The sequence below is a fragment of the Nonomuraea sp. B5E05 genome, assembly GCF_039880665.1.
Classification (GTDB): Bacteria; Actinomycetota; Actinomycetes; order Streptosporangiales; family Streptosporangiaceae; genus Nonomuraea.
The window spans coordinates 60,598-85,669 of sequence record NZ_JBDPMJ010000028.1 but is presented as its reverse complement, the minus strand read 5'-3'; the positions used below and the strand labels follow the sequence as shown (position 1 = coordinate 85,669).

The 25,072-nt window shown below is 70.1% G+C and carries 32 protein-coding genes; 18 read left to right on the top strand and 14 right to left on the bottom strand.

Annotated elements, in window-relative coordinates:
• Positions 1 to 16 precede the first annotated feature (16 nt).
• Positions 17 to 508: a hypothetical protein gene (locus tag ABGB01_RS37420; protein WP_347778300.1), complete on the bottom strand. Its 492-nt coding sequence runs from the start codon at positions 506 to 508 to the stop codon at positions 17 to 19.
• Between the two features lie 157 nt (positions 509 to 665).
• Between ABGB01_RS37420 and ABGB01_RS37415 the strand changes: the two genes are divergently transcribed.
• From ABGB01_RS37415 to ABGB01_RS37355, 13 genes are all read left to right on the top strand, one after another.
• Positions 666 to 1,793, top strand: a complete 1,128-nt coding sequence (locus tag ABGB01_RS37415; RefSeq protein ID WP_347778299.1) for a sensor histidine kinase — start codon at positions 666 to 668, stop codon at positions 1,791 to 1,793.
• Positions 1,790 to 2,470: a response regulator transcription factor gene (locus ABGB01_RS37410; RefSeq protein WP_347778298.1), complete on the top strand. Its 681-nt coding sequence runs from the start codon at positions 1,790 to 1,792 to the stop codon at positions 2,468 to 2,470. Before ABGB01_RS37415 ends, ABGB01_RS37410 begins: the two co-directional genes overlap by 4 nt.
• Before the next feature lie 27 nt (positions 2,471 to 2,497).
• A complete protein-coding gene (locus ABGB01_RS37405; protein WP_347778297.1) occupies positions 2,498 to 2,959 on the top strand; it encodes an Lrp/AsnC family transcriptional regulator in 462 nt (153 codons plus the stop codon).
• 125 nt (positions 2,960 to 3,084) lie between these two features.
• Positions 3,085 to 3,660 (top strand): hypothetical protein, encoded by a 576-nt coding sequence (locus ABGB01_RS37400; RefSeq protein ID WP_347778296.1) that lies wholly within the window; start codon positions 3,085 to 3,087, stop codon positions 3,658 to 3,660.
• A 5-nt stretch (positions 3,661 to 3,665) separates the two neighbouring features.
• A complete protein-coding gene (locus ABGB01_RS37395; protein WP_347778295.1) occupies positions 3,666 to 4,892 on the top strand; it encodes an SRPBCC family protein in 1,227 nt (408 codons plus the stop codon).
• A gap of 36 nt (positions 4,893 to 4,928) precedes the next feature.
• Entirely contained in the window at positions 4,929 to 5,336 is a 408-nt protein-coding gene (gvpJ, locus tag ABGB01_RS37390) for a gas vesicle protein GvpJ (protein ID WP_347616819.1), read from the top strand.
• A 1-nt stretch (position 5,337) separates the two neighbouring features.
• Positions 5,338 to 6,150 carry a GvpL/GvpF family gas vesicle protein gene (locus tag ABGB01_RS37385; RefSeq protein ID WP_347778294.1) on the top strand — a complete coding sequence of 271 codons (813 nt, stop codon included), beginning with the start codon at positions 5,338 to 5,340 and terminating at the stop codon, positions 6,148 to 6,150.
• Positions 6,150 to 6,392 (top strand): gas vesicle protein GvpG, encoded by a 243-nt coding sequence (locus tag ABGB01_RS37380; protein WP_347616821.1) that lies wholly within the window; start codon positions 6,150 to 6,152, stop codon positions 6,390 to 6,392. Before ABGB01_RS37385 ends, ABGB01_RS37380 begins: the two co-directional genes overlap by 1 nt.
• 4 nt (positions 6,393 to 6,396) lie before the next feature.
• On the top strand, positions 6,397 to 6,810 hold the full coding sequence (gvpO, locus tag ABGB01_RS37375; RefSeq protein ID WP_347778293.1) for a gas vesicle protein GvpO: 414 nt from the start codon (positions 6,397 to 6,399) through the stop codon (positions 6,808 to 6,810).
• Positions 6,810 to 7,217, top strand: coding sequence for a gas vesicle protein GvpJ (gene gvpJ, locus ABGB01_RS37370; protein WP_347778331.1), 408 nt, complete (start codon positions 6,810 to 6,812; stop codon positions 7,215 to 7,217). The genes gvpO and gvpJ (ABGB01_RS37370) overlap by 1 nt, the downstream gene beginning before the upstream one ends.
• Positions 7,207 to 7,989, top strand: coding sequence for a GvpL/GvpF family gas vesicle protein (locus tag ABGB01_RS37365; RefSeq protein WP_347778292.1), 783 nt, complete (start codon positions 7,207 to 7,209; stop codon positions 7,987 to 7,989). Before gvpJ (ABGB01_RS37370) ends, ABGB01_RS37365 begins: the two co-directional genes overlap by 11 nt.
• Positions 7,986 to 8,189: a gas vesicle protein gene (locus ABGB01_RS37360; protein WP_220446751.1), complete on the top strand. Its 204-nt coding sequence runs from the start codon at positions 7,986 to 7,988 to the stop codon at positions 8,187 to 8,189. The genes ABGB01_RS37365 and ABGB01_RS37360 overlap by 4 nt, the downstream gene beginning before the upstream one ends.
• The gene (locus ABGB01_RS37355) at positions 8,179 to 8,496 is read left to right on the top strand and encodes a gas vesicle protein K (protein ID WP_347650534.1); all 318 of its coding nucleotides are present in this window, start codon (positions 8,179 to 8,181) and stop codon (positions 8,494 to 8,496) included. The genes ABGB01_RS37360 and ABGB01_RS37355 overlap by 11 nt, the downstream gene beginning before the upstream one ends.
• A gap of 16 nt (positions 8,497 to 8,512) precedes the next feature.
• Here the strand turns inward: ABGB01_RS37355 and ABGB01_RS37350 are convergent, their stop codons facing one another.
• Together ABGB01_RS37350 and ABGB01_RS37345 are read right to left on the bottom strand one after the other, a co-directional pair.
• Positions 8,513 to 8,800 carry a hypothetical protein gene (locus ABGB01_RS37350; RefSeq protein ID WP_347616826.1) on the bottom strand — a complete coding sequence of 96 codons (288 nt, stop codon included), beginning with the start codon at positions 8,798 to 8,800 and terminating at the stop codon, positions 8,513 to 8,515.
• Positions 8,801 to 8,934: 134 nt separating this feature from the next.
• The gene (locus ABGB01_RS37345) at positions 8,935 to 9,351 is read right to left on the bottom strand and encodes a prevent-host-death protein (RefSeq protein WP_347616827.1); all 417 of its coding nucleotides are present in this window, start codon (positions 9,349 to 9,351) and stop codon (positions 8,935 to 8,937) included.
• A 278-nt stretch (positions 9,352 to 9,629) separates the two neighbouring features.
• On the opposite strand from ABGB01_RS37345, the gene ABGB01_RS37340 reads away from it, so the two are divergent.
• Entirely contained in the window at positions 9,630 to 9,752 is a 123-nt protein-coding gene (locus tag ABGB01_RS37340) for a hypothetical protein (RefSeq protein ID WP_281283696.1), read from the top strand.
• Between the two features lie 84 nt (positions 9,753 to 9,836).
• Here ABGB01_RS37340 and ABGB01_RS37335 read toward each other — a convergent pair whose 3' ends face one another.
• The 6 genes from ABGB01_RS37335 to ABGB01_RS37310 form a co-directional block, all read right to left on the bottom strand.
• Positions 9,837 to 10,982 (bottom strand): acetyl-CoA C-acetyltransferase, encoded by a 1,146-nt coding sequence (locus ABGB01_RS37335; protein ID WP_347778291.1) that lies wholly within the window; start codon positions 10,980 to 10,982, stop codon positions 9,837 to 9,839.
• 68 nt (positions 10,983 to 11,050) lie between these two features.
• Positions 11,051 to 11,704, bottom strand: a complete 654-nt coding sequence (locus tag ABGB01_RS37330; protein WP_347778290.1) for a hypothetical protein — start codon at positions 11,702 to 11,704, stop codon at positions 11,051 to 11,053.
• 24 nt (positions 11,705 to 11,728) lie between these two features.
• Entirely contained in the window at positions 11,729 to 12,487 is a 759-nt protein-coding gene (locus ABGB01_RS37325; protein ID WP_347778289.1) for a class F sortase, read from the bottom strand.
• Positions 12,488 to 12,492: 5 nt separating this feature from the next.
• Positions 12,493 to 12,918: a hypothetical protein gene (locus tag ABGB01_RS37320; protein ID WP_347778288.1), complete on the bottom strand. Its 426-nt coding sequence runs from the start codon at positions 12,916 to 12,918 to the stop codon at positions 12,493 to 12,495.
• 521 nt (positions 12,919 to 13,439) lie between these two features.
• Positions 13,440 to 14,240 (bottom strand): class F sortase, encoded by an 801-nt coding sequence (locus ABGB01_RS37315; RefSeq protein ID WP_347778287.1) that lies wholly within the window; start codon positions 14,238 to 14,240, stop codon positions 13,440 to 13,442.
• Positions 14,237 to 15,601, bottom strand: a complete 1,365-nt coding sequence (locus ABGB01_RS37310) for a hypothetical protein (protein ID WP_347778286.1) — start codon at positions 15,599 to 15,601, stop codon at positions 14,237 to 14,239. The genes ABGB01_RS37315 and ABGB01_RS37310 overlap by 4 nt, the downstream gene beginning before the upstream one ends.
• Positions 15,602 to 15,779: 178 nt before the next feature.
• On the opposite strand from ABGB01_RS37310, the gene ABGB01_RS37305 reads away from it, so the two are divergent.
• Both ABGB01_RS37305 and ABGB01_RS37300 read left to right on the top strand, forming a co-directional pair.
• Positions 15,780 to 16,925 carry an acyl-CoA dehydrogenase family protein gene (locus ABGB01_RS37305; RefSeq protein ID WP_347778285.1) on the top strand — a complete coding sequence of 382 codons (1,146 nt, stop codon included), beginning with the start codon at positions 15,780 to 15,782 and terminating at the stop codon, positions 16,923 to 16,925.
• A gap of 45 nt (positions 16,926 to 16,970) precedes the next feature.
• Entirely contained in the window at positions 16,971 to 17,132 is a 162-nt protein-coding gene (locus tag ABGB01_RS37300) for a hypothetical protein (protein WP_165977497.1), read from the top strand.
• A gap of 4 nt (positions 17,133 to 17,136) precedes the next feature.
• Here the strand turns inward: ABGB01_RS37300 and ABGB01_RS37295 are convergent, their stop codons facing one another.
• The 3 genes from ABGB01_RS37295 to ABGB01_RS37285 form a co-directional block, all read right to left on the bottom strand.
• Entirely contained in the window at positions 17,137 to 17,904 is a 768-nt protein-coding gene (locus tag ABGB01_RS37295) for an alpha/beta fold hydrolase (protein WP_347778284.1), read from the bottom strand.
• Positions 17,905 to 17,920: 16 nt separating this feature from the next.
• The gene (locus ABGB01_RS37290; RefSeq protein WP_347778283.1) at positions 17,921 to 20,143 is read right to left on the bottom strand and encodes a SpoIIE family protein phosphatase; all 2,223 of its coding nucleotides are present in this window, start codon (positions 20,141 to 20,143) and stop codon (positions 17,921 to 17,923) included.
• A 123-nt stretch (positions 20,144 to 20,266) separates the two neighbouring features.
• Complete coding sequence (locus ABGB01_RS37285; RefSeq protein ID WP_347778282.1) at positions 20,267 to 20,971, bottom strand: metal-dependent transcriptional regulator; 705 nt, start codon at positions 20,969 to 20,971, stop codon at positions 20,267 to 20,269.
• 108 nt (positions 20,972 to 21,079) lie between these two features.
• On the opposite strand from ABGB01_RS37285, the gene ABGB01_RS37280 reads away from it, so the two are divergent.
• Positions 21,080 to 21,691: a UdgX family uracil-DNA binding protein gene (locus tag ABGB01_RS37280; RefSeq protein ID WP_347778281.1), complete on the top strand. Its 612-nt coding sequence runs from the start codon at positions 21,080 to 21,082 to the stop codon at positions 21,689 to 21,691.
• A 39-nt stretch (positions 21,692 to 21,730) separates the two neighbouring features.
• On the opposite strand, the gene ABGB01_RS37275 is transcribed toward ABGB01_RS37280, so the two are convergent.
• Entirely contained in the window at positions 21,731 to 23,029 is a 1,299-nt protein-coding gene (locus ABGB01_RS37275) for an MFS transporter (protein ID WP_347778280.1), read from the bottom strand.
• A 10-nt stretch (positions 23,030 to 23,039) separates the two neighbouring features.
• Positions 23,040 to 23,693, bottom strand: coding sequence for a pyridoxamine 5'-phosphate oxidase (gene pdxH, locus ABGB01_RS37270; RefSeq protein ID WP_347778279.1), 654 nt, complete (start codon positions 23,691 to 23,693; stop codon positions 23,040 to 23,042).
• Between the two features lie 252 nt (positions 23,694 to 23,945).
• Between pdxH and ABGB01_RS37265 the strand changes: the two genes are divergently transcribed.
• Complete coding sequence (locus ABGB01_RS37265; RefSeq protein ID WP_347616843.1) at positions 23,946 to 25,052, top strand: citrate synthase 2; 1,107 nt, start codon at positions 23,946 to 23,948, stop codon at positions 25,050 to 25,052.
• The last annotated feature ends 20 nt before the right edge of the window (positions 25,053 to 25,072 follow it).

The window sequence follows — 25,072 nt, the reverse complement described above, 5'->3', positions numbered from 1 at the left end:
CCCGGCTCGCCGGCGTCTATCGCGCCTTTTCGTACGACGAACGCGCCCATGGCCGGCGGAACACCGCCAGGGAGATCAGCAGCACGATCACCAGGATCGCCGCCCCGCCATCGGTGACCGCCGTCGGCAGGATGCCCGCCGGGCCGTACAGGTCCAGGCTGGCCTGATAGACCTCCGGCGGGATCATCCCGAACGGCCCTGCGGCCTGACCCAGGTTCACCGCGAGCACGACCCAGAACACCCAGGTCCAGCCGCGCAGCGCCAGCAGGCCCAGCGCGTTGCCGGCGATGAACGCGACTCCCACGGCGCGCAGGAACGCCAGCAGGCCGGGCGCCGCGGCGGCCGCCTCGGCGGTGCTCAGGCCCGCCAGGCGCATGCTGTGCTCGATCATCTCCAGATTGATGATCACGAAGTTCTGCAGCGCGGTGCCCGCGGTGAAGACGGCCGACGCCGCGGCGGTGAGGATTTGCAGGCGGCGCGTCCAGGGTGTGGGAACGTTTCTCGTCATGCCGTCAACGCTGGCGACGCGTGGCGGGGAAATCGTCCTGCCGGCGAAGGCATTCCGCGTACTGCCGGGGAAGGCTTCACGCCCGCGGCGGCGCCCGCGTACTGCGAGGGAAGTACGCCGGGCCGCCGGCCGCGCGAGGCTCGGCTAGCGTGACGGGATGACCAGGTGGACGACGGACGCGGCCGTCTCCGTGGCCTTGGCCGCCGGGCTCGTCGCGGGCAGCCTGGCCGTGGCCAGGACCGGCGAGCAGCGCGCGCTCGACGTGCTGGGCTGCGCGCTGCTGCTGGCCACCGCGCTGCCCCTGGCCTGGCGGCTGGCGCGTCCGGTCACCGTGGCCGTGGCCTCGGCGGCGGCCTGCGTGGCCTACTACGCGCTGCTCTATCCGGGCATCTTCGCCGCCGCGCCCGTGCTGCTGGCCGTCTACACCGTGGTCGCCCTGGGCCGCCTGCTGGAGGGCGTGGTCGTGGCGGTGGCCTTCGACGCGGCCCTCTACCTCGCCGTCGCGGTGCCGCACGGCGCCTACGCGGTGTTCGACGGCGTGTGGTGGACCGCCGGGTTCCTGGCCGCGGTCATCGTCATCGGGCAGATGGTGGCGACCCACCGGGCCTACCTGCGCGAGGTCGAGCTCCGCGCGGCCGAGGCGGAGCGGACCCGCGAGGAGGCGGCGCTGCGCAGGGCCGGCGAGGAACGGTTGTGGATCGCGCAGGAACTGCACGACACGCTCACGCACACCATCTCCGTCATCAACGTCCAGGCCGGCGCCGCCACGCACCTGCTCGCCAAGGGCGACCCCGCGCCGGCGGGCGACGCGCTGGCGGCGATCAGGGCGTCGAGCCAGGACGCCATGCGGGAGCTGCGCGCCACGCTGGGGGTGCTGCGCCGGGTCGACGACCAGGGTGATCTCGGGCCGGCCCGGCTGCCGGCGCTGGTCGAACGGGCGCGGCGGGCCGGGCTGCCGGTCACGTACGAGGTGCTGGGCGAGCCCAGGCCGCTGGCCGCCGGGGCCGACCTGGCCGCGTACCGCATCGTGCAGGAGGCGCTGACGAACGTGCTCAAACACGCGGGCACGCCCGCCACCAGCGTGATCGCCGAATATGGCCGCGACACGGTCACGCTCCGGGTGACGGACGACGGGGAGCCGGTGGACGGGAGGCCGGGGCACGGGATGGGGCTGATCGGCATGCGGGAACGCGCGGTGACGGCAGGAGGCTCCCTGGCGGCGGGCCCCAGGCCGGGCGGCGGGTTCCGGGTCGAGACCGAGCTGCCGCTGGCGGGTCCGGCGTGATCCGCGTGCTGCTCGCCGACGACCAGCCGCTGATCAGGGGCGGGTTCAAGGCGATGCTCGACGCCGAGCCCGACGTCACGGTGGTCGCCGAGGCCGGCGACGGGGCGCGGGCGGTCGAGCTGGCCCGTGCGGCGCTGCCCGACGTGGCGCTGATCGACATCAGGATGCCGCTGCTCGACGGCATCGCGGCGACCCGGCGGATCGCCGCCGACCCCGCGCTCGCGGCCGTTCACGTGGTGATGCTCACCAACTACGCGCTCGACGAGTACGTCTTCGCGGCGCTGCGCGCGGGAGCCGGCGGCTTCCTGGTCAAGGACATCGAGCCCGCCGAGCTCATCCAGGCCGTCAGGGTGGCCGCCAGGGGCGACGCGCTGCTCGCTCCGGCCGTGACGCGCGGGCTGATCGAGCAGTTCGTCGCCACGCCGCCGCGACCGGTCGCACCGCCCCAACTGGACGCGCTCACCGGCCGGGAGCGCGAGATCATGACGCTGGTCGCCGCCGGCCTGTCCAACGAGGAGATCGCCGAACACCTGACGATCAGTCACCTCACCGCCAAGACGCACGTCAGCCGGGCCATGACGAAACTCGGCGCCCGTGACCGCGCCCAGCTCGTCGTGTACGCGTACGAGTCGGGCCTGGTCACCCCCGGGCGGAGGGCGGCGGGCGGAGGGCGCTGAGGTTCTGGCGGTGGAACCATCGGGGTCATGGACGAACTCGACTCGGCGATCGTACGGCTGCTGCAGGCTGACGCGCGGCAGTCCAACAGGGAGCTGGCGCGCCAGCTCGGCATCGCGCCCTCGACGTGCCTGGAGAGGGTCAGGGCGCTCACCCGCCGCGGCGTCATCCGCGGCTACCACGCCGACATCGACCCGGCGGCGCTCAACCGCGGCGTCCAGGCCATGGTGTCGGTTCAGGTGCGGCCGTTGAGCAGGGCGGTGATCAACGAGTTCAAGGCGTCGGCGGCCGGCATGCCGGAGGTGCTCAGCGTGTTCGTGCTGGCCGGGGGCGATGACTTCCTGCTGCACGTGGCGGTACAGGACCTCGACCACCTGCACGCGTTCCTGCTGGACAGCCTGAGCAAGCGCAAGGAGATCGTCGGGTTCCGCACGTCGGTGGTGTACCAGCAGGTGCAGAAGACCATCCCGACGCCACTGCCTCCTCCGTAAACCGACCCTAATTCGGGAAAATGCCCGTTTTGTATGGATATGCGTTTCCTTATCCCCTTCTCGGGCACGGGGGGACCGTCCGGCCCACGTACCGGTCACCCCGAGAGGACAAAGGAGCGCATGCCATGAGTGATAAGGCCAAAGTGGCGTTGGCTCTCGCCGCGGGCTACTACCTCGGCCGGCGTCACAAACTGCGCACTGCCGCCATGCTCGCCGCGGCGAGCGTCGCCGGCAAATACCGCAAGGGCGACGGCGGGCTGCTGGCGCAGGGAGGCAAGATCCTTGGGTCCTCGCCGGAGATCGACGAGCTGACCAGCCGGCTGCGCGGCCAGTTCATGGACATCGGCAAGGCGGCCGTCATGGCCGCCGCCACCCGGCAGATCAACTCCCTCACCGAGAAGCTCCAGGAGCGGACCGAATCCCTCCAGAGCGGCGACCAGGCCGAGGAAGAGCCCGAAGAGCCCCGGGATGAGCACGCCGAAGACGAGGAAGACGAGTACGAGGACGAGGCCTCCGAACCCGCGGACGAGGCTTCCGAGCCGGAGGACGCGCAGGAGACCTCCGAGCCGGAGGAGGAGCCCGAGCCGCCCCGCGCCCGCAGGGCCCGTCCCCAGCAGGGCGTGCCGGCCCAGGGCACGCGGGCCCATAAGCCGGGCACCGGTCGCAAGCGTCCCGCGCCCGCGACGAGATCGGCGGGGTGAGCGCGATGACCGAGGCGACGAAGGCACAGCCGCTCCGCGGAGCCGCGGGCAAGGCAGGCAAGGCCGTACGCGAAGGCCCTGGCAGAGCGGCGGAGATGGCCGGCCAGAAGGTGAAACAGGCAGGCGAGCAGGCGAAACAGGCAGGTGAGCAGGTGTCCGGCGGAGGCAACCCGATCAAGTCCGGGCTGCGCAAGCTCGGCCAGGCCGCGACGCATTACGCGCTGTCGTCCGTGACGAACAAGGTCGAGGGCGTGACCGGACGGCTGTCCGACTTCGCGGAGGGCGGCGGCGGCAACCTGCTCGGCGCGGTCACCGGCTCCGACAAGTCGGTCGGCGGCTCGGCCGTGGCCGGCGCGGCCAAGGGCGCCTTCAAGGGCCTGGTCGGCAAGCTGGGCAAGGGCGGCAAGGGCCAGGGCGACAAGAAGCTCAAGCTGACCAACATCGTCGAGACCATCGACGTCGGCGCCCCGCTCCGGATCGTCTACAACCAGTGGACGCAGTTCCAGGACTTCCCGAGCTTCATGAAGAAGGTCGAGGCGGTCAACCAGGAGTCCGACGAGAAGCTCACCTGGAAGGCGCAGATCTTCTGGTCGCACCGCGAGTGGAAGTCCACGATCCGCGAACAGGTGCCGGACGAGCGCATCATCTGGCGTTCGGAGGGCGCGAAGGGGTACGTCGACGGCGCGGTGAGCTTCCACGAGCTCACCCCCGACCTCACCAGGGTCATGGTCACCCTCGAATACCACCCCAAGGGTTTCTTCGAGGGCACCGGCAACCTCTGGCGGGCCCAGGGCCGCCGCGTACGGCTGGAGCTCAAGCACTTCGCCCGGCACGTCATGAGCCAGGTCATGCTGCACCCGGACGAGATCGCCGAAGGCGGCTGGCGCGGCGAGATCCGCGACAGCGAGGTGGTCAAGGACCACGACACGGCCGTCCAGGAGGAGCAGGAGGCCGCCGGCGAGCAGGAGGAGGAAGAGCCGGAGAAGGGCGAGCCCGAGGACGAGTACGAGGAGGAAGAGGAGCCCGAGAAGGGCGAACCCGAAGACGAGTACGAAGAGGAGGAAGAAGAGCCCGAGAAGGGCGAACCCGAAGACGAATACGAAGAGGAAGAGGAAGAGGAAGAGGAAGAGGAACCCGAGGAAGAGCCCGAAGAGGAGCCCGAGGAAGAGGAGCGCCCCCGCGCCCGGCGGGCTCCGGTACGCCGCAGGGCCGCGAGCCGCAGCGGCGGCTGAGCCGTCCCCCCATCCGCGGATCACAAGGAGGGCAATATGACAGTGCAGCCGGCCTCAGGTGGGGTGGCGCAACGCCCCACCGCGACGGGCCTGGCCGACGTTATCGACAGCATTCTGGACAAAGGGCTGGTCATCGACGCCTACGTCAGGGTCTCGCTTGTCGGCATCGAATTGTTGACCATCGACGCGCGGATCGTCGTCGCCAGCGTCGACACCTATCTGCGCTACGCCGAGGCGGTGAACCGGCTGGACCTGTCGGAGTCCGGCGGCCAGGGACTGCCCGAGCTCATGCAGAACATGAAGAAGGGCATGGTCGCCGACAAGGGCAAGGACGCGGTCCAGGGAGTGCTCGAATCCGCTGCCGACAAGCTGGGAGGCCTGGTCGGCGAGTCGGAGGACGATCAGGAACGGCAGCCCGCCCGACGGCGGAAGGGTGGTGACTGACATGTCGACCTCCGAGGCGACCGAACGGCGCAAGAGAGACGCTCAGAAGAGCGGGACCCGCGTCGGCACGTACGTCTACGGCATCGTCCCAGCGGACGTCGAGGTGTCCGCCGACGCCGGCGGTGGCGTCGGCGGCCCGTCGGCGAAGGTGACGGTGGTCCGGCATGGCGACATCGCCGCGCTGGTCAGCGAGCTGCGGCTGGACCGGCCGCTGGGCACGCCCGACGATCTCATGGCCCACGAGGGACTGCTGGACGCCACCGCCGCCGAGGTGCCGGTGCTGCCCGTACGGTTCGGCGCGGTCGTGACGAACCCGGAGGCGGTCGTGGAGGAGCTGCTCGCGCCGCACCACGACGAGTTCCACGCGGCGCTCGACGAGCTGGAGGGCCGGGCCCAGTACGTCGTCAAGGGCCGCTACGTCGAGCGGGCCGTGCTCACCGAGATCATGGAGGAGCACCCTCAGCTGGCCGATCTGCGTGAACAGATCAAGGACCAGCCCGAGGAGGCGACCAGGGACGCGCGGATCCGCATCGGCGAGATCGTCGACCAGGCCGTCAACGCGAAGCGGGAGGCCGACACGCAGGCGGTGCTCGACGCGGTCACCCCGGTCTCCACGCTCACCTCGCTGCGCGACCCGAGCCACGAGCTGGACGCCGTGCACCTCGCGGTCCTCGTCGAGACGGCGCGCGAGGGCGAGCTGGAACAGGCGCTGGGCCAGATCGAGGAGCGCTGGTCGGGCAGGGTCGAGCTGCGCCTGCTCGGGCCGCTGGCCGCGTACGACTTCATCGTGGCGCAGGGCTCCGGTGGCGGCTGATGGGGCTGATCAGCTCGTTGTTCACCTGGCCGCTCGCGCCCGTGCGCGGCGTGATCAGGCTGGGTGAGCTGATCCAGGAGCAGGTCGATCGGGAGCTGCACGATCCGGCCGTGGTGCGGCGGGAGCTCGAAGCGATCGAGGAGGCCAGGAACGAGGGGCGCATGTCGGAGGACGAGGCCGCCCAGGCCATGGAGGAGATCCTCGCCAGGCTGACCGGCCCGCCCGGGGAAGGAAGGAGGTGATCGTGTGCCCGCCCAGCGAAGGGTCCGCGCACGACGCCCTGCCGAGCAGGACGCCGAGCCGCAGGAACCCATCGAGGACCAGCGGGCCGAGGAGGAGCCGGACGAGGAGGCCCCTCACGACGAGGAGCCGCCGGCCCGCTCCCGCGCGAGGAGCCTGTCGGCGTCCAGCGCCGGCGCGGCGGGGCTGCGCCACATCGTCGAGCTGACCGGCCGGGAGTCCGAAGGGATCACGCTGGTCAGGCCGGAAGGTGACGGCTGGGTGGTGGGCGTCGAAGTCGTGGAGGACCGCCGCATCCCGTCCTCGGGTGACGTGCTCGCCCTCTACCAGGCCGAGCTGGACGCGGACGGCGAGCTGCAGTCGTACCGGAGGGTGCGCCGCTACCGGCGGGCCAGCGGCGACCAGGGGGAGGGCGGATGATGATGGAGCCGGCCCGCCCGGCGGGCCGCGCCTACCCGTCCTCGACGGGCGGCGGGCGGGAGCCCGCCAACCTGGGCGACATCCTGGAGCGGGTGCTCGACAGAGGTGTGGTCATCGCGGGCGACATCCGGGTCAACCTCCTCGACATCGAACTGCTGACGATCAAGCTGCGGCTGGTGGTCGCCTCGGTCGACACCGCCAAGGAGATGGGCATCGACTGGTGGGAGCACGACCCCTGGCTGACCGGGAAGGACCGCGGCCTGGAGGAGGAGAACCGCCGGCTGCGCAGGAGGCTCGCCGCCCTGGAGGAGGGCGGCTCCGCCCCGCCCGCCCTCGAGGGCCATGTCGAGGAGGAGGAAGACGTGGAGCCGCGGCGTCGTGCCGGAAGGAGAAGAGATGACGGGTGACGCAGGCACGTACCTGTACGTGGTCGCGCGCGACTCCGGCGCACCCTCCCCCGAAGGCCTGACAGGGGTGGCGGGCACGCCGGTGCGGGCGATCACCCGTTCCGGGCTGGTCGCGTACGTGAGCACCGTGCCGCTGGCCGACTTCGGGGAAGAACCGCTGCAGCGGTCCATGGAGGACCTGGACTGGCTCGACGCGACCGCCAGGGCGCACCACCACGTGGTCGAGGCGGTGGCGGTGACGGTGCCCGCCGTACCCGTGCGGCTGGTCACCGTCTACAGCGGCGACGAGCAGGTCGCCGGCCTGCTGCAGGACCGGCACGACGACTTCTGCCACGCGCTCGACCGCATCACCGGCCGCCAGGAGTGGGGGGTGAAGGTGTACGCCGACCCGGCGGAGCAGGCCGAGCCCGCCGCCGCGCAGGAGGGTGGTGGCGCCGCGTCCGGCCCGGGAGCGGCGTACCTGCGCAAACGCCAGGCGGGGCTGCGCAACAGGGAGGAGGCGTGGCGGCGGGCGAGCGTCCGGGCCGAGCGGGTCCACGACCGGCTGGCCTCCGTCGCGGTCGCCGGCCGCCGCCACCGGGCCCAGGACCCGCAGCTCTCCGGGCGCAAGGAGTGGATGATCCTCAACGGCGCCTACCTCGTCGACGAGGAGCGGCACGCGGAGTTCGTACGGACGGTGGAGGAGTTGCGCGGCGAGGGCGGCGAGCTGGAGCTGACCGGCCCGTGGGCGCCGTACTCGTTCGCCGCGCTGGACGAAGGGGGTGAAGCATGACGTACCCGGAGCCTCGTGGCGCCATGCTCGCCGAGGAGGGCCGGCTGCCCGCCGAGCGGGTGGCGCTGGTCGACCTGCTCGACCGGCTGCTCGCCGGCGGCGTCGTGGTGAGCGGCGACCTCGTCCTGTCGATCGCCGACATCGACCTCGTACGCATCTCCATCCACGCACTGATCACCTCGATCCGCGATGACGAGTGACCCCGCCGAGCCCGCCCGCCAGGCCAGGAAACCGCGGCTGCGGATCGACACCGACGCGGAGGCGGTGGAGCGTGACCTGTCCCGGCTCGTGCTCACGCTGGTCGAGCTGCTGCGCCAGCTCGTCGAGCGGCAGTCCGTACGGAGGATGGAGCAAGGCGATCTGTCCGACGAGCAGATCGAACAGCTCGGCATGACGCTGATGCGGCTGGAGGAGGCCATGGAGGAGCTCTGCGAGCGTTTCGACCTGGAGCCGTCCGACCTGAACCTCGACCTGGGCCCCCTCGGCAGCCTCCTCCCGAAGGACTAGTCAACCGGCACTGACCTCAGACGCCTTCGATCCAGTATTTCTGCAGTCTGGCGACGGCGTCCTCCTTCGTCATCGTCGCAACGTCGGTCTCGTCCAGACCCACCTTGGAAATGAGCAGGTGAACAACCTCGGCAGGCAGGGCGTTCGAGGGCGGCTCCGGTTGTCCACGATCAGGGACCACACCACGTTTGACGCAGGCCCAGAACGTCGGCTCATCCACCTGCAGCTGGTCACGGAGGATGTGACGCCAGATGCTCTGGCCGTAGGAGCTTCGATCCACCGGATGGGAAATCCGCGTGCGCAAGATCCGACCATCAGCAAGATCTAGTTCGTAGGTGACGTGATGGGTCGCCGTTCGTCCGCGAGCGTTTCGTACGAGACGCCAGCCCTCGATCTGACAGAACCGATCGTGGCACTCTCGAGTGGGTTGAGGCCAGGTCACCGGCCCTTCCCCACCAGCCATTCACGCAACTGGTCGTCATCACTGAGGCTGATCAACTGCACAAGCCCCCAGTTCTCACGATGGTTCGGCGCATCCAGCAGGTGGTCCTGCCAGTCATCGGCGTATTCACGCAACGCATCGATCATCTCCGTTACGGCCTCCTCGAAGGTCCGGCCATCGGCCGCTACGGGCAGCCCTGGGATGAAGATCGACCAGCCACCGGCCTCTGGCACTGCTTGGGCACCGGACGGAGTGACCGCAGCGAGATAGTGGCGCAGTCTCTCGACGTCCACGAGCGCGGTTGTGGTCGCTTCACGGCGCACCGTCGCCACGCGCCCGCCTTCAGCCGCGTCCAGGAGCATTTTGAGATGGGCACGAGCCTCTGTGTAGCTGTCGAAATGAACGGCGCTCACGCGCGACACCTCCCATGAGCAGGTCTTCATGATGCCTCACAGCATGAAGTACGTCAAGTACATCACGTACTTGCCCGCCCGTCTGGGGTGGCTTATTCGGTTGCGCGGCCCCTCACTGAGCTCGTAGTGTCTTCGCCATGCGCCTTTACCTGTGATTCGCCGGGCCTCCCGCGGCCCGCGCAGCAGCCAGCCATGACCGCCAGTCCGTCCAGACGCGGCAGCTGAGCTTGCCGACCGGCCTCCGAGCCGCGTCGAGAGTTACGTAAAGGAGCTAACTTATGCGAGTTCGCGCAAGCAACAAGAAGAAGGGCCGGCCCCAACTGCCCATGCCCCGGCAGATGCCGAAGATGCCGCAGCGCCCGATCGCGCCGCCGAGGCGCGTGCCGTCGAAGGGCCGCTGACCGAGGACAACTACCAGGGATGGTAGTGAAGAGCGAGCGCCGCCTCCCCCGTACGCCTGGAGGCGGCGCTCGCACCCTTTTCGCTCAGAGGCGTTCGATGATGGTGACGTTGGCCTGGCCGCCGCCCTCGCACATCGTCTGCAGCCCGTAGCGGCCGCCCGTGCGCTCCAGCTCGTGCAGGAGCTTGGTCATGAGGATCGCTCCCGTGCCGCCCAGCGGGTGGCCGAGCGCGATGGCGCCGCCGTTGGGGTTGACCTTGGCCGGGTCGGCGTCGAGTTCTTGCATCCACGCCAGCGGCACCGGCGCGAACGCCTCGTTGATCTCGACGACGTCGATGTCGCCGATGGACATGCCGGCCTTCTTCAGCGCCCGCTGCGTGGCGGGGATCGGCGCGGTCAGCATGTAGACCGGATCGTCGCCCATGAGCGCGAGCTGGTGGATGCGGGCGCGCGGGGTCAGGCCGTGCTCCCTCACCGCCTGCTCGGAGGCGATCAGCACCGCCCCCGAGCCGTCGGAGATCTGCGAGGAGGTGGCGGCGGTGATCTGCCCGCCCTCCTTCAGCGTCTTCAGCCCGGCCATCTTCTCCAGGGTGGTGTCGGGCCGCGGACCCTCGTCGTCCTCGACGCCGTTCACGGGGGCGATCTGGTCCTTGAAGTGGCCGTTCGCGATGGCCTTGGCGGCACGCTGGTGCGACTCGAACGCGTACTGCTCCAGGACCTCGCGCGTGTAACCCCACTTCTCGCACATCAGCTCCGCACCGCGGAACTGCGAGATCTCCTGCTTGCCGTAGCGCTCGACCCACATCTCGCCGAACGGGAACGGCATGCCCTTCTCCAGCGCGGCCGTGATCGAGGCGCCCATGGGCACGATGCTCATCGACTCGACGCCGGCCGCCACGACCAGGTCCTGGGTGCCCGACAGGACGCCCTGGGCGGCGAAGTGGATGGACTGCTGCGAGGAGCCGCACTGCCGGTCGATGGTGACTCCGGCGGTGGTCTCCGGCAGGCCCGCCGACAGCCAGGCGTTGCGCGCGATATCCATGCTCTGTGGGCCGAACTGCATGACGCACCCCATGATGACGTCCTCGACCGCCGCGGGGTCGACGCCGGTGCGCTCGATCAACGCCTTCAGCGTGTGCGCGGCCAGGTCAGTGGGGTGGACGGTGGACAGGCCGCCCTTCTTCTTGCCGACGGGGGTGCGGACCGCCCCGACGATGTACGCCTCTGCCACAGTGCCTCCTGGAAACCGAGCAATATTCGGTTACTAGGTGCACACTACAACAGAACGACGTTCTAGGGTCATTCCGCAGGCGGTACGAGGTCCTCCGCCGCGTCGATCCTGAACCGCCACCGGTCGACGGCCAGGCCGTTCAGCGCCTCGGACAGCTCAAGGGCGAGCGCGCCCAGCTTCTCCGGCTCCCCGCCGCGCAGCTCGATCGCCGTCAGCTCGGTGGCGAACGGCAGCAGCTCCGCCGCCGCGGGCGGGCCACCCTTCTGCGGCACGAGCACGGCCTTGATGTCGCCCGCCGTGAACGTGAACTCCTCGTCCTCCGGCTCCAGAAACGGGGCCAGTTCCTCGGGCGTCGGGCGTACCGGGAGGATGACGGCGGGACCGCCCTCCGCCTCGTCGGCCGGATCGCTCACCTCGCCCCGGCACACCGCCAGCCCCTTCAACCGGAAGGCCAGCCCCTCGGCGAGGTAGCGGTCGAAGAAGTCGATCGGCAGCGGACCCTCGGCCGCCACCCGCACCGCCCACGCCTTCTCCAGCACGCCGCCCGTCAGCTCGGCCGCCGCCTCGACCGGCGCGCACACCCGCACGTCGGTCGCCACGATGTCGTCGCCGTCCTTCCGCGCGCCGGGATCGGCCAGCTGCACGATGCGCAGCAGCTTCGCCGGATCCAGCTTCGCGGGCAGCACCGCCGTGGGGCCTGTACGCAGTCGTCGCTTCGCCATCCAGCCCATGCCCAGCCTCCGCGCTCAGCTTCGATAGGAGCTCGTCATCGTCGCGTAGACGATGACGTTGTCGGTGTAGTGCCCGGTGCGACGATCATAGGTGCCGCCGCACGTGATCAGGTGCAGTTGGGCGTTCTCCTGGCTGCCGTAGACGCGCTGGGTCGGGAACGTCTTCTTGCTGGCCTGCTCCACGCCGCCGACCGTGAACACCGCCGTGGTCTTGTCCTGGCGCTTGACCTCGATGGTGTCGCCGTGCTTGAGCTCCGGCAGCCGGTTGAACACCGCAGGGCTCGTCTTGGTGTCCTTGTGCCCCAGCAGGACGGCCGGTCCCGCCTCACCCGGCGTCGACATGTTCCGGTACCACCCGACCAGGTTGGCGTTGTTCGGCGGCGGAACCTGGATCGTGCCGTTCTTGGCCAGGCCCACCGACCTGATCGGCGCGTTGATGCCCAGCCGTTTGATCACCAGCCGCATGGGCGTGGACGGCAGCATGGGAGGCGCCGCCTTGATCTGCGGCAACGGCGGCGGCACGTCGGGCCCGCCCTGGAACAACGCCTGCTCGGGCTGCCCCGACGGCTTGGGCTGCGCCTCAAGAGCCAGGGTGTCCCGGTTGCTGGCCAGGCCGTACTCGTCGGGGGACCTGAACACGATCAGCAACCCGGCCACCACGGTCACCACACCGGCGATGGCCGCCACGATCAGCACGGTCCTGAGCGCCGCGCCCCCCTTGTCCTCAGGCGGCGGTACGGGAGCGCCGCCACCGTACGGGTAGTAGCCGGACATCCCCGTCAGCCCCGGGCGGCGTTACGGCGACGCATGAGAAGCCCGCCTCCGGCCGCGGCGACGATCAGCGCGCCACCGGTGAGGATGAACAGCCGGCCGTCAGGGCCCATGGTGCCACCGGCCCCGGTGTCGGCCCCGGCCTTGGGAGTCTGGGACTTCCTGGTGGGCTCGGACTCCGACGACGGCGTGATGGTCACCGTGTGGGTCCTGGTCGTCGTGGGCTTGGGGCTGGAAGGGGTCGGGGTCGGCGACTTCGTGGGGGTGCTCGTGGGGCTGTTGGTCGGGGTGCCGGTGCCTACGACCAGGTTCACGGAAGGACCGCCAGAGGCGCCCGGCTGGCAGTGGTAGGTGGCGTCGTTGACCCTGACCGAGAAACCACCGCCCCTGAGAGCCACCGTTCCGGAGGCGGTGGGCGTGACGACCATGGTCATCGTCGGGATGGGCACGGGAGAGTTGGCGCTGATCGTCGTCGCCGGCGCGGCGGAGGCACTGGCGACCACCTGAGATGACGGAATCGGCGATCCGCTGGGGCTTATGGTTCCCTGCGCCACAACACTGCTGGTCGGAGTGGCCTCGGCGGTTGCCGACAGGTAGCCCGAGGTCGGCTGGCGGATGTCCCAGGTCACTGTCACCGGCGCGCTGGGCCTGGCCGTCGTGGGCGTCTTCAGCTCCATGGTGAAGGTGACGGCCGAGTTGCCGCAGGTGTAAGCCACGGGAGCCGGTGCAGCCACCGCAGCCATCACAGGTATCGCGCCGAAGATCCCTGCGCCTAGAACGGCCATAGCGGATGTCTTGAGGGCGAGGCGGCGCCGCGCCTTGGACGTCAGCACTTCCAGCTCCATTTCAGCGCAGTATCAACAGTTGTGCCAGAATTCCAGCCGTTGGTCACGGTTAGGTTGAGATCCTACGAACTGTCCCTGTCAACTTTCCCGTAAACCCAGAAATCGGCCGGTCAGCCCTTCTTCTTGGACAACGTCGCGTACACGATGATGTTGTCCGTGTAGTGGTGGGTTGTCTTGTTGTAGACCCCGCCACACGTGATGAGCCGGATCTGGGAGTCGGTGGTGTTCCCGTACACCCGCTTGGTCGGGAACGAGTTCTTGCTGGCCTGCTCGATCCCGCTGACCGTGAAGCGGGTGACCTTGCCGTCCGAGCGGTACACGTAGATCTGGTCGCCCTTGGCCAGTTCGCGCAGGCGGTCGAAGACGGCAGGGCCCCGGCGGGTGCTCACGTGGCCGTTGATGATCGAGGGGCCGAGCTCGCCGGGCAGGGGCGAGTGGCGGTACCAGCCGGTCAGGCCCGCCTTGCTCAGCGGCGGGGTGCCGAGTTTGCCCTGCTTGTCCAGGGTGACGGACCGGATCGAGGCGTTGACCTTGATCTTGGGGATCTTGATGCGGGTCGGCCGTACCTTGGTGGTGGTCTTCTTCTTGGCCTTCGGGATGGCGGGCACCACCGGTGCGGCGGCCAGCGGGGGCGGCGCGTCCAGGCGGGCCGGCGTCAGGGGCACGTCCTTGCCCCCGGGCCCCACGGTGGCCGGTAACACGAACGCGCCCGCGTTCCCCGCCGGCGCCTTCGTCGGGGCCTCCGTCGGCGTCTCCTGCGCGGCCACCGGCGCCGCGAGCGGCCCCGAGCCGTCGTCCACGGGCGGAGCCAGCGAGAGCAGCGTCACCATGACGATGCCCACCCCGCCGAGCGAGCCGGCGATCAGCAGGCCGGGCAGCGCGCGCTGCATCGGCGTCGTCCCCTCGGTCATCGGCGCGCTCCTCCCGCGTGCGCGGCCCTGCGCCTGCGCAGCAGCACGCCGCCACCGACGCTTCCCGCCATCAGCACGGCTCCGCTGGTCATGAGCCCGAGCGGCGGCCCTTCGGCGGTCGCCGGAGCCTCACCGCTGTCGACACCGCCCTTGGGCGTCTTGGGCACCTGGGCCCGGTAGTACCGGGTCGCGGTCGGGCTTGAGCTGCTCTTCGGCGTGGACGAGCTCGAACTGGAACCCGTGGGAACCACGGCCACGTGATCGCCGCCGATGGAGTCGCCCTCCGGAGGCGTGCTGTCCTCGTCGGTCGGCTCGTCACTGGGGTCGTCATCCGGGTCGTCCGGGTCGTCCGTCGGGTCCTCGTCAGGATCCTCCGTGGGAGGGTCCGTCGGGTCCTGCGTCGGGCCGGGCACGGTGACATCGATGGCTCCGGGGTCACCCTGAAGCTTGCATGTGGCCTGGTCGTGGTCCGGCGGCTCGGTGATGTCGCTGACCGTCACCCTGAACGCGTCAACGTAGGCGACCTTCTCCTCGGTGTTGATGATCTCCAGAGTGTGCGGCCCGTAGGCGAGCTGCGGCGACTCCCAGAGGACCTCCTTGGAGGCAGTGCCCGTCATCGGGCTCCCGCTGCGGTCCTTCCCCGGCTCGACCAGCGGATCGGTGACGACGTTGCCGTCGAGAATCACCCTGATCTTACCGAGGTCACGCTCGCGCCTGGCGATGTAGGCGACCTTCGTGCCGGTGAAGTCGAGCTTGGCTTTGGCCTCTTGCGCTCTGGTCCTGTGCAGGTCGTAGAGGTGGTCGCCGAACTCCTCCGCAGTGGTGATCCGCCTCCAGCCACCCTCGTACGTGATGTCCGACGCGTTGTTGTTGACCATCACCTCGCCCTCGGCGGGCGTGAACCTGACGGTCAGAGCGCCGGGCTTGAAGCGGACCGTTCCGGAACGCCCGATGGATCCCTGGTCGGACAACCCTTCGGGCAGTTCGAGGAACTCGCCCGGCACCAGCTCGCCCTGCTCCTGGCCGCCCCTCGGCCGTAACTGGCCGACCCAGGCGCCGCTGATGTCCACGACGCCTTCGAGGTCGAGGGAGGAGCCCGCGGGGAAGAACCCGGGCGAGCCGAACCTCGGATTGCCCTTGTACGAGATGCCCCAGCGGACGTTCATCAGCCCGCCGGCCTCGATCTGCGGCGTGATCGTGGCCTCGATGTCGACTCCGGCACCGGCGATCCCGCCCTCGCACCGGTAGGTGGCCACCAGCGAGGTCTCTGCCTGGCCGGGGATGGAGGAGGTCACGACGAACGCGGTGGAAGCGGCCGCGCCGACCGATGCGGCGATCAACGCCTTGCGCCATCGACTCACGGGAGACTCCGATCAGCCACAAATACGCCGACGGTAGATCTTAGAGTCGAAAACACCCGCTCTACATACCGAACCCACCATCTCCGACCACTTGTGATGAACCCGTGTCCGCGGCTCCCGCCGTACCGGGAAAAGGGGTATACCTCGCAGTAACAGAATTCTATTCCGGAGGCGACTGATGCAGCGAGACCTCTTCGACGAGGAGCACCTCCTCTTCCGCGAGACCGTGCGCGCGTTCATGGCCCGCGAGGTCGTGCCGCACCACGCTCGATGGGAGCAGGACGGCGTGGTCCCCCGCGAGGTCTGGAAGAAGGCCGGCGAGCTCGGCATGTTCGGCTTCTCGGTGCCGGAGGAGCACGGCGGCTCCGGGATCCGGGACTTCCGCTACAACGCGGTGATCGTCGAGGAGCTCATGAGGAACAACGCCACCGGGCTCGGCTTCTCGCTGCACAACGACGTCGTGGCGCCGTACCTGGTGGATCTGACCGACGACGAGCAGCGGCGGCGGTGGCTGCCCGGCTTCGTGAGCGGCGAGCTGATCACCGCCATCGCGATGAGCGAGCCCGGGGCGGGCAGCGACCTGCAGGGCATCAGGACCACGGCCATCCGCGAGGGCGACCACTACGTCGTCAACGGCCAGAAGACGTTCATCACCAACGGCATCAACGCCGACCTCGTGGTCGTGGTGGCCAAGACCGACCCGGAGGCCGGAGCCAGGGGCACCACTCTGGTCGTCGTGGAGCGGGGGATGGAGGGGTTCGAGCGCGGACGCAACCTCGACAAGATCGGCATGAAGGCACAGGACACCGCCGAGCTCTTCTTCGACAACGTACGCGTGCCCGTCGCCAACCGCCTCGGGCCGAACGACGGCGAAGGCTTCGTCCAGCTCATGAACAACCTGCCGCAGGAGCGCCTGTCGATCGCCGTGGCGGCGGTGGCCGCGGCGGAGGGCGTACTGGAGCAGACCATCGAATACTGCAGGACCCGCCAGGCGTTCGGGCGGAGCATCGGGTCGTTCCAGAACACCAGGTTCGTCCTCGCGGAGCTGGCCACCGAGACGGAGATCGCCCGCCACTACGTCGACCAGTGCATCCGCGCGCTCAACGCCGGGCAGCTCACCGCGGTCGACGCGGCCAAGGCCAAGTGGTGGACCACCGAGGTGCAGACCAAGGTCATCGACCGGTGCCTCCAGCTTCACGGCGGGTACGGCTACATGACGGAATATCCCGTCGCCAAGGCCTGGATGGACAGCCGGGTCCAGACCATCTACGGCGGCACCACCGAGATCATGAAGGAGATCATCGGCCGGTCCTTCGGATTCTGACCTGTCACCGCGCGGGAAGCCCGTCCACGCCGCATACTGGACGACATGGACGGCGGCCTGATCCTCCTGGTCTTCCTGGCACTGCTGGTCGCGTGGGGCCTCAACCGCGTGCGCCGGGCGTTCCGCCTGGGGCCGGTCGGCTACGCCGGCGTCATGATCGTCTTCATCATCGCCATGCTGCTCGTCTGGGGCCAGACCAAGGTGTAGTTCCTTACGCCTCCAGGATGACGCGGGCCACGAGGCCGGGGTCGTCGCTCATCGGCACATGGCCACACCCCTTCAGCAGCTTGACCCGCTGCCCCGACCAGCGGGCCGCCCGCACCGCCTGGCGGCGCAGCAGGAGCCGGTCGTGCTCGCCCCACGCGATCGAGATGGGCGACTTCGGCGGCGCGGGCGGCATCAGCCCGGAGAACGACTCCAGCGTCTCGTCGAAGCCGCTCGCCCGGCCCAGCGCCTGCGTGGCCGCGATCAGCGCCGTCGGCGACAGCCGCGACGGATGGGCGACCAGCACGCCGGCCGACACGGCCCGCAGCACCGGGTTCTCCGCCGTCCTGACGACCTGCCCCTGCGGCATCGCCCTGGCCGAGGCCCGCAGGGCACGCAGCACCGACTGGCAGTAGACCAGCTCAGCACGCGACCAGAAACCCGCCGGCGACAACGCGGTGGCCGTGCGTACGACGCCGCGCGAGGCCAGCTCGAGCGCGATGTAGCCGCCGAGCGAGTTGCCCGCCACGTGCGGCTCGCGCACGCCGAGCAGCGCGCAGAACGACTCGACCGCGTCGGCCAGCGACTCGGCGGTGTAGGGGATGCCCTCGGGCAGCCCCGGCGAGGCGCCGAAGCCGGGCAGGTCGAGCGCGATCACCGTGCGGGCGGCGGCCAGCCTGTCGATCACCGGCGTCCACGCCTGCCAGTGGTGACCGATGCCGTGGATGAGGATCAGCGGCGCGCCGGCGCCCCGTCGTTCGAAGGCCAGCTCCATTCGCCCAGTGAATCACTCACCTGCTGCGCGTGGGAATCTCGAACCAGACGGCTTTGCCTTCCCTGGTAGGTCGCGACCCCCAGCGTCTGGCCAGCTGATCGACCAGGTAAAGGCCGCGCCCGCCCTCGTCGTTCTCGCCCGCGCTGCGGATGCGGGGCAGGCGGAGGTCCTGGTCGAACACCTCGACCCAGACCGACTCCTCGCCCCTTCGCAGCCGCAGCGTGAACTCCTTGTCGCCGACCACCTCGTCGTCGAGACCCGGCACGTCCCACGACTCCTCGAACGGCAGCGGCGGGCCCTCCACGACCAGCTCCCTGCGCGGCACGCTGGAGGTGGCAGCGTGCAGCACGACGTTGGTCACGACCTCGGAGACGAGCAGACAGGCCAGCTCAGCGCGCTCCTCAGGGACGTTCCAGCCCGCGAACGCCTCCGACGCCATGCGCCGCGCATCGCCCACCATGATGGGCTGGGCGGGGAACGTGCGCTCCTCGACGTCGAGATCGACGTCGCTGGAGCGGACCACGAGGATCGCCATGTCGTCGTCGATCTCGCCGGGCACCGCGACCGTGGCGACGTCGGCGATGCGCTCGGCCTCGGCTCCGGACACCTTGGTCAGCGCCTCGCAGAGCACCCCGAGCGTTTCCTCCTCGCTCGGCGGATGCCCGTCGCGGCCGGGGCGGCGGTCGACGAGGCCGTCGGTGTAGAGGAGCAGCGCCGCACCCGGCGGGAGCGTGCGGGTCTCCTCCTTGTAGACCAGGTCGGCGTGCAGGCCCTTGGCGCGCACCCCGAGCGGCTGGCCGACCTCCTCGATGTCGAGCTCCACGCACTGGCCGTCGACGAGCAGCAGCGGCGGCGCGTGGCCGGCGTTGGCGAAGGACAGCTGGCGCGACCAGGCGTCGTAGACGAGGTATTGGCAGGTCACGATGGGCGGGATGCTGATGTCGGCGCCGCTGTCGTCCTGCTCGGGCGTGGCGATGATGCGGGTCCACTCGTCGAGCCTGGCCAGGATGTCGGCGGGCGACTTGTCGTCCTGCGCGAACGCCCGCAGGGCGGCCCTGAGCTGCCCCATGACGGCCGCCGCCTTGGCGCCCCTGCCCTCGACGTCGCCGATCACGATGCCGACGCGGCCGGCCGACAGCGGGATCACGTCGTACCAGTCGCCGCCCACCTGGGTCTGGATGCCCTGCCCGTGGGAGGCCAGCGGGGCAGCAGGATAGTAGCGCACCGCGATCTGCAGGCCGTCGAGCTGCGGCAACGCCCTGGGCAGCAGGTGTTTCTGGAACGACTCCGCGGTGTGGCGCTCCTCCTCGAACAGCAGCGCGTTGTCGATCGCGAGCGCGACCCTGGTGGCGATGGCGCCCACGAAATCACGGTCGAAGGCGTCGTAGTGAGGGCTGCGCCGGTCGGTCAGGTTGGACAGGCCGAGGTACATCAGCCCCAGCGTCTCGCCGCGCACCGTCAGGGGGGCGACGATGGCCGAGGTCATGCCGATCTCGCCGCACAACCGCGCGCTGCTCTCGGTGGGGGCGGGGAAACTGCTGTTGGAGAAGTCTTCGACCAGGATGGTCTCCTGGCGGCGCAGCGCGGTGTCGGCGTAGTGGCCGGAGGGGTAGCGGATCTCCGCGCCCACCGGCTTCCATGTGCCCAACGGAGGCGCCCACCCCTGCACGTGCTGCGAGACCCGGCGGACGAGCCGGTCGCCCTCCGTCAACTCGATGAAGCAGTGGTCGGCGAACTGCGGGACCAGCATCTCGGCCACGCGCTTGAGTGTCTCTTCGACGTAGAGGGAGCCGGCCAGCCGCTCGCCGATGCGCTCCAGCAGCCCGAACCGGTCCTTCTCGCGCTCGTTGCTGCGCAGCGCCTCGCGGGCGAGGATGACGATGCCCGTCACAGAGCCCGACTCGTGGCGCAGCGGCACGGCCTGGGCGCGGACGTAGACGATGGTGCCGTCGCCGCGCCTGACGTCGAACGTGCCCTCCCACACGCCGCCCTTGAGCACGTGCTTGGCCAGCTCGATGGCGAGCGGGTGGTCCTTCTCCATGATCCCGAGGGACAGGACGGAGGTGTCACGCGCCGACGTCGCGACCGTGTGGCCGAAGAGCTTCTCGGCGAACGGGTTCCAGTAGAGCAGGTTGCTGAAACGGTCGGTGACGACCACCGCCATCTCAGCGTGGTCGAGCACGGACCCGGCGCCAAGGTGATCAGCCGTTTCCTGTGACAGATCCCCCCATCGCTTCATCCGGCGACCACCTCTCGGGGTGGCGTGTCTGCAAAGCGGACCACGGGCGCTCCTGCAACAGTCTTGGCCAGGGGAGAGTGGAGGGCCTCCCAGGTGGGATTCAACCAAGCAGCCGCGCGCGCGTCAGCGCTTGGAGACAAAAACGTGCGCGGCGACATCACGCGGAAGCTCCGCGGGAGTGTCGTCACTGTCACCGTCACCTGTCACCCGCACACCATCGTCGCTCGCCGCGAGCGTCACCTCGCGTCCGGGTTGTATCCCAACTTGCTTGAGTTTAAGCATCACAGCGGGATCGCTTTGCACTTGTTCGCTAATTCGGCGGATGACGACGGGCGTCTCCCTGGTCCCCGCGACATCGCACATCGTGGTCAGCGCGCTGTCGCCGGACTCGGATGCCTCTCTGGCGCCCAGCTCGCCCAGCCCCGGGATGGGGTTGCCGTGCGGGCAGACCGTGGGGTTGTCGAGCAGCGTCACCAGGCGCGACTCCACCGACTCCGACATGACGTGCTCCCAGCGGCACGCCTCGATGTGCACCTCTTCCCACGGGAGCCCGATCACCTGGGTGAGCAGGCACTCGGCGAGGCGGTGCTTGCGCATCACCCGGGTGGCCAGCGTGCGCCCCAGCTCGGTCATGGACAGGTGCCGGTCGCCCTCGACGCGAACGAGGCCGTCACGCTCCATGCGCGCGACGGTCTGGCTCACGGTGGGGCCGCTCTGCTGGAGGCGCTCCGCGATGCGGGCACGGAGCGGGACGATGCCCTCCTCCTCGAGCTCGTAAATCGTGCGGAGATACATCTCCGTGGTGTCGATCAGGCCGTGTGCGGTCAAGGCAGTCCTCCCAACTGAATGCTACGCCGGTCGTGGCGGGGACTGGGCCCGTCCGCAGCGGGCACAGGAATCACGAGAAGCCTATTGGGAGAACGACCGACGATGGTTATGGACGGCAACACCGGAGCTGCCCGGTTCCTTCCCGAGCGGCTCGACCTCGAGGCCCTGCGCGAGGCCGCGGCCCGCTGCGAGGGCTGCGGCCTCTATCGCGCCGCCACCCGGACCGTGTTCGGCGAGGGGCCGAGGCGGGCGGCGTTCATGCTGGTCGGCGAGGAGCCGGGCGACCAGGAGGACCGGCAGGGCCACCCCTTCGTGGGCCCTGCGGGCCGCGTCCTGGACAGAGGGCTGCAGGAAGCCGGGATCGAGCGGGACTCCGTCTACCTCACCAACGCCGTCAAACACTTCTCCTTCACGCCGAGGGGCAAGCGGCGGATCCACCAGAAGCCGACGGCCGCCGAGATCGACGCGTGCCGGCCGTGGCTCGACGCCGAACTGGCCGTGGTACGCCCCAGGGTGGTCGTGGTGCTCGGCGCGACGGCGGCCAGGGCGCTGCTGGGCCGGGAGTTCCGGGTGACCAGGCGCCGGGGCGAGCCGGTGCCGCTCGGCGACGCGCTCGCGGTGGCCACCGTCCATCCGTCGGCGGTGCTGCGCGCGCCCGACAGGGACGACGCGTACGAGGGTTTCCTGGCGGACCTGCGGGCCGCGGCCGGCGCCGCCTGACCGGCGTCCTGGGCGCCTGAAACGGTCTCCGGGTGCCGCCTAGCCGGTCTCCGGCGCCGTCTGGTCGGTGCCCGGCGCCGCCTTACCGGTGTCCTGGGCGGTCTGCTGGGCGCGGAAGTTCCTGAAGCCCGCCACCGACAGCCCGACGACCAGCACGGTCACCATGCAGGCGATGCCGCCGCCCACCCAGGCGCCGCTCAGCCCGAACGCCGCCGCGGTGGCCCCGGCCCGCAGCTCGCCCAGGCGCGGCCCGCCGGCCACCACCACCATGAACGCGCCCTGCAGCCGCCCCCGCATCTCGTCGGGCGCGTACAACTGCAGGATGGACTGCCGCCACACCGACGAGATCACGTCGGCCACCCCTCCGACGGCCATGAACGTGACCACCAGCCAGAGCTCGTGCACGAGCCCGGCGGCCGCGACGGCGAGCCCCCACACGGCGATGACGACGACGAGGGCCACCCCCTGCCGCGAGACCCGGCCCACCCAGCCGGAGAACAGCGCGCCGGCGACGGACCCGATGGCCATGGCCGAGGTCATCCAGCCGAGCGCGATCATGGAGCCGCCGAACCGGTCGGCGGTCAGCTCGGGGAAGAGGGCCCGCGGCATGGCGAACACCATCGCGATGATGTCGACGACGAACGACATCAGCAGCACCGGGCTCCTGGCGATGAAGCTGAGGCCCTCCAGGACGGCCCTGGCACCCGGACGGGTCACTTCGCCCAGCGGAGGCAGTGAGGGCAGCCTGAGCGCCGCGTAGAGGCTCCCCGCGAACAGCAGGGCGTCGACCGCGTACGCCGCGGCGAACCCTGCCGACGTCAGCACCATCGCGCCGACCATCGGGCCCGCCACGGCGCCGATGCTGTACACCAGCGAGTTGAGCGCGTTGGCGGCCGGCACCAGCTCGCGGTCGAGGATCCGGGGGATGATCGCGCCCCTGGTCGGCCCGGTGATCGCGAACCCGGTGGCGTTGAGCGCGACCGCGGCGAAGATGAGCCAGAGGTCGCGCAGGTCGAGCAGCGCCTGCACGAGGATGAGCAGGGTCGCCGCCCAGGCGATGACCGAGCCGACGATGAGCAGCTTGCGCCGGTCGACGGCGTCGGCCACCGCCCCGCCCCACAGGCCGAAGACGATCAGCGGCACGAAGTTGGCCATGCCGAGCAGCCCCACGTGGAACGAGGAGTGGGTCAGCTCCCACACCTGCTGGCCGACGGCCACGACGGTCGCGCCGACGCCGACGTGCGAGACGGTCTGGCCGAGCCAGATCCGCCGGTAGGCCGGCACGCCCAGCGGCCGGGTGTCCACCACATGACGTTTGACCAGCTCCCCGAATGCCACTTAGGGAACCTTAAGGGGCCAGTCTCTCCAGAACCCACCGGGGTGGCGTGCGCCGGTAGCGGAGCCGGTCGTGCATCCGGTCGAGCTGCCCCTGCCAGAACTCCACCTCCACCGGGACCACCCGGAAACCTCCCCAGAAGTCGGGCACCGGCGGATCCTCCGGCCAGCGTGCCGCCAGCTCCTCGTAGCGGGCGTCCAGCTCCTCCCTGGAGCGCACGACCGCCGACTGCCGCGAGGCCCACGCGCCGATGCGCGAGCCGTACGGGCGGGACCGGAAGTATGCGGCCGACTCCTCGTGCGGGATCCGGGTCACGGTGCCCTCGACCCGCACCTGGCGGCGTATGGGGTGCCAGGGGAACAGCAGGGACGCGCGGGCGTTCTCGGTCAGGTCGCGGCCCTTGCGGGACTCGTAGTTGGTGTAGAAGACGAAGCCGCGTTCGTCGTAGCCCTTCAGCAGGACCGTCCTGGCGCTCGGCCGGCCGCCCGCGGAGGCGGTGGCCAGGATCATCGCGTTGGGCTCGGGCAGCCCGGCGTCGAGCGCGTTCTGGAACCAGACGGTGAACTGCGCGATCGGGTCGGGCGCGACATCGGACTCGAGCAGCGGCTCGCCTTCGTACGTGCGGCGTAGCCCGGCCAGTACGGGCGGGCGCGGGGTGGCATCCACAGGACGATATTCTTGCGCGCTCCTCCTGAGGATCCCACGCGACCCTCCCACCAGCGCCTTTGGCCTTACGGCGGGTCCCGAGACCGACCGTGAGCTGGGAGGGGGTTAAATTGACCCGCCGGTATCTCGACATCAACAGAGCGGTGGAGCTCGGGGCGAGAGAGCGAGGCCACGAAGCCAACGAGCCCCGAAGCGGCCACGACCGTAAGCAGAGCATTGCCGTGACATGGCAAGAAAGGGAGGCGGCCAAGCATGTCCGACTTCAAACCCGGCCTCGAAGGCGTCGTGGCTTTCGAGACCGAGATCGCGGAACCGGACAAAGAAGGGGGCGCCCTTCGTTACCGGGGCGTCGACATCGAGGACCTGGTGGGCCGTGTCCCGTTCGGGCACGTTTGGGGCCTGCTGGTCGACAACAAGTTCCAGCCGGGCCTGCCGCCGGCGGAGCCCTATCCCATTCCCGTCCACTCGGGTGACATCCGCGTCGACGTGCAGAGCGCGCTGGCCATGCTGGCTCCCGCCTATGGCTTCAAGCCTCTGCTCGACGTCAGCGACCAGGAGGCACGCGACCAGCTCGCCCGCGCCTCCGTGATGGCACTCTCCTTCGTCGCGCAGTCCGCGCGCGGCCTGGGCCTGCCGATGGTGCCGCAGAGCCGGGTGGACGAGGCCAAGACCATCGTCGAGCGTTTCATGATCCGCTGGCGCGGTGAGCCTGATCCCAAGCACGTCAAGGCCATCGACGCTTACTGGACCTCGGCGGCCGAGCACGGCATGAACGCTTCCACGTTCACCGCCCGCGTCATCGCCTCCACCGGCGCCGACGTTGCCGCCGCGCTCTCCGGTGCGGTCGGCGCCATGTCCGGCCCGCTGCACGGCGGGGCCCCGGCCCGCGTGCTGCACATGATCGAGGGCGTCGAGCAGCTCGGCGACGCCAAGAAGTACGTCCAGAGCGAGCTCGACAAGGGCAACCGGCTCATGGGCTTCGGCCACCGCGTCTACCGCGCCGAGGACCCGCGCGCCCGCGTGCTGCGCCGCACCGCCCAGGAGCTGGACGCCCCCCGCTACGAGGTCGCCGTGGCGCTGGAGCAGGCCGCGCTCGACGAGCTGCACGCACGCAAGCCCGACCGGGTGCTCGCCACCAACGTGGAATATTGGGCGGCCGTGGTGCTGGACTTCGCCGAGGTGCCCTCCCACATGTTCACCTCGATGTTCACCTGCGCCCGCACGGCCGGCTGGGCCGCGCACATCCTGGAGCAGAAGAAGACGGGCAGGCTCGTCCGCCCGAGCGCCACCTACACGGGGCCCTCGTCGCGCCCACTCAGCGACGTGCCGGGCGCCGACGAGGTGATCGGCAACTACTGACCACGGTCCGTACGGCTGCC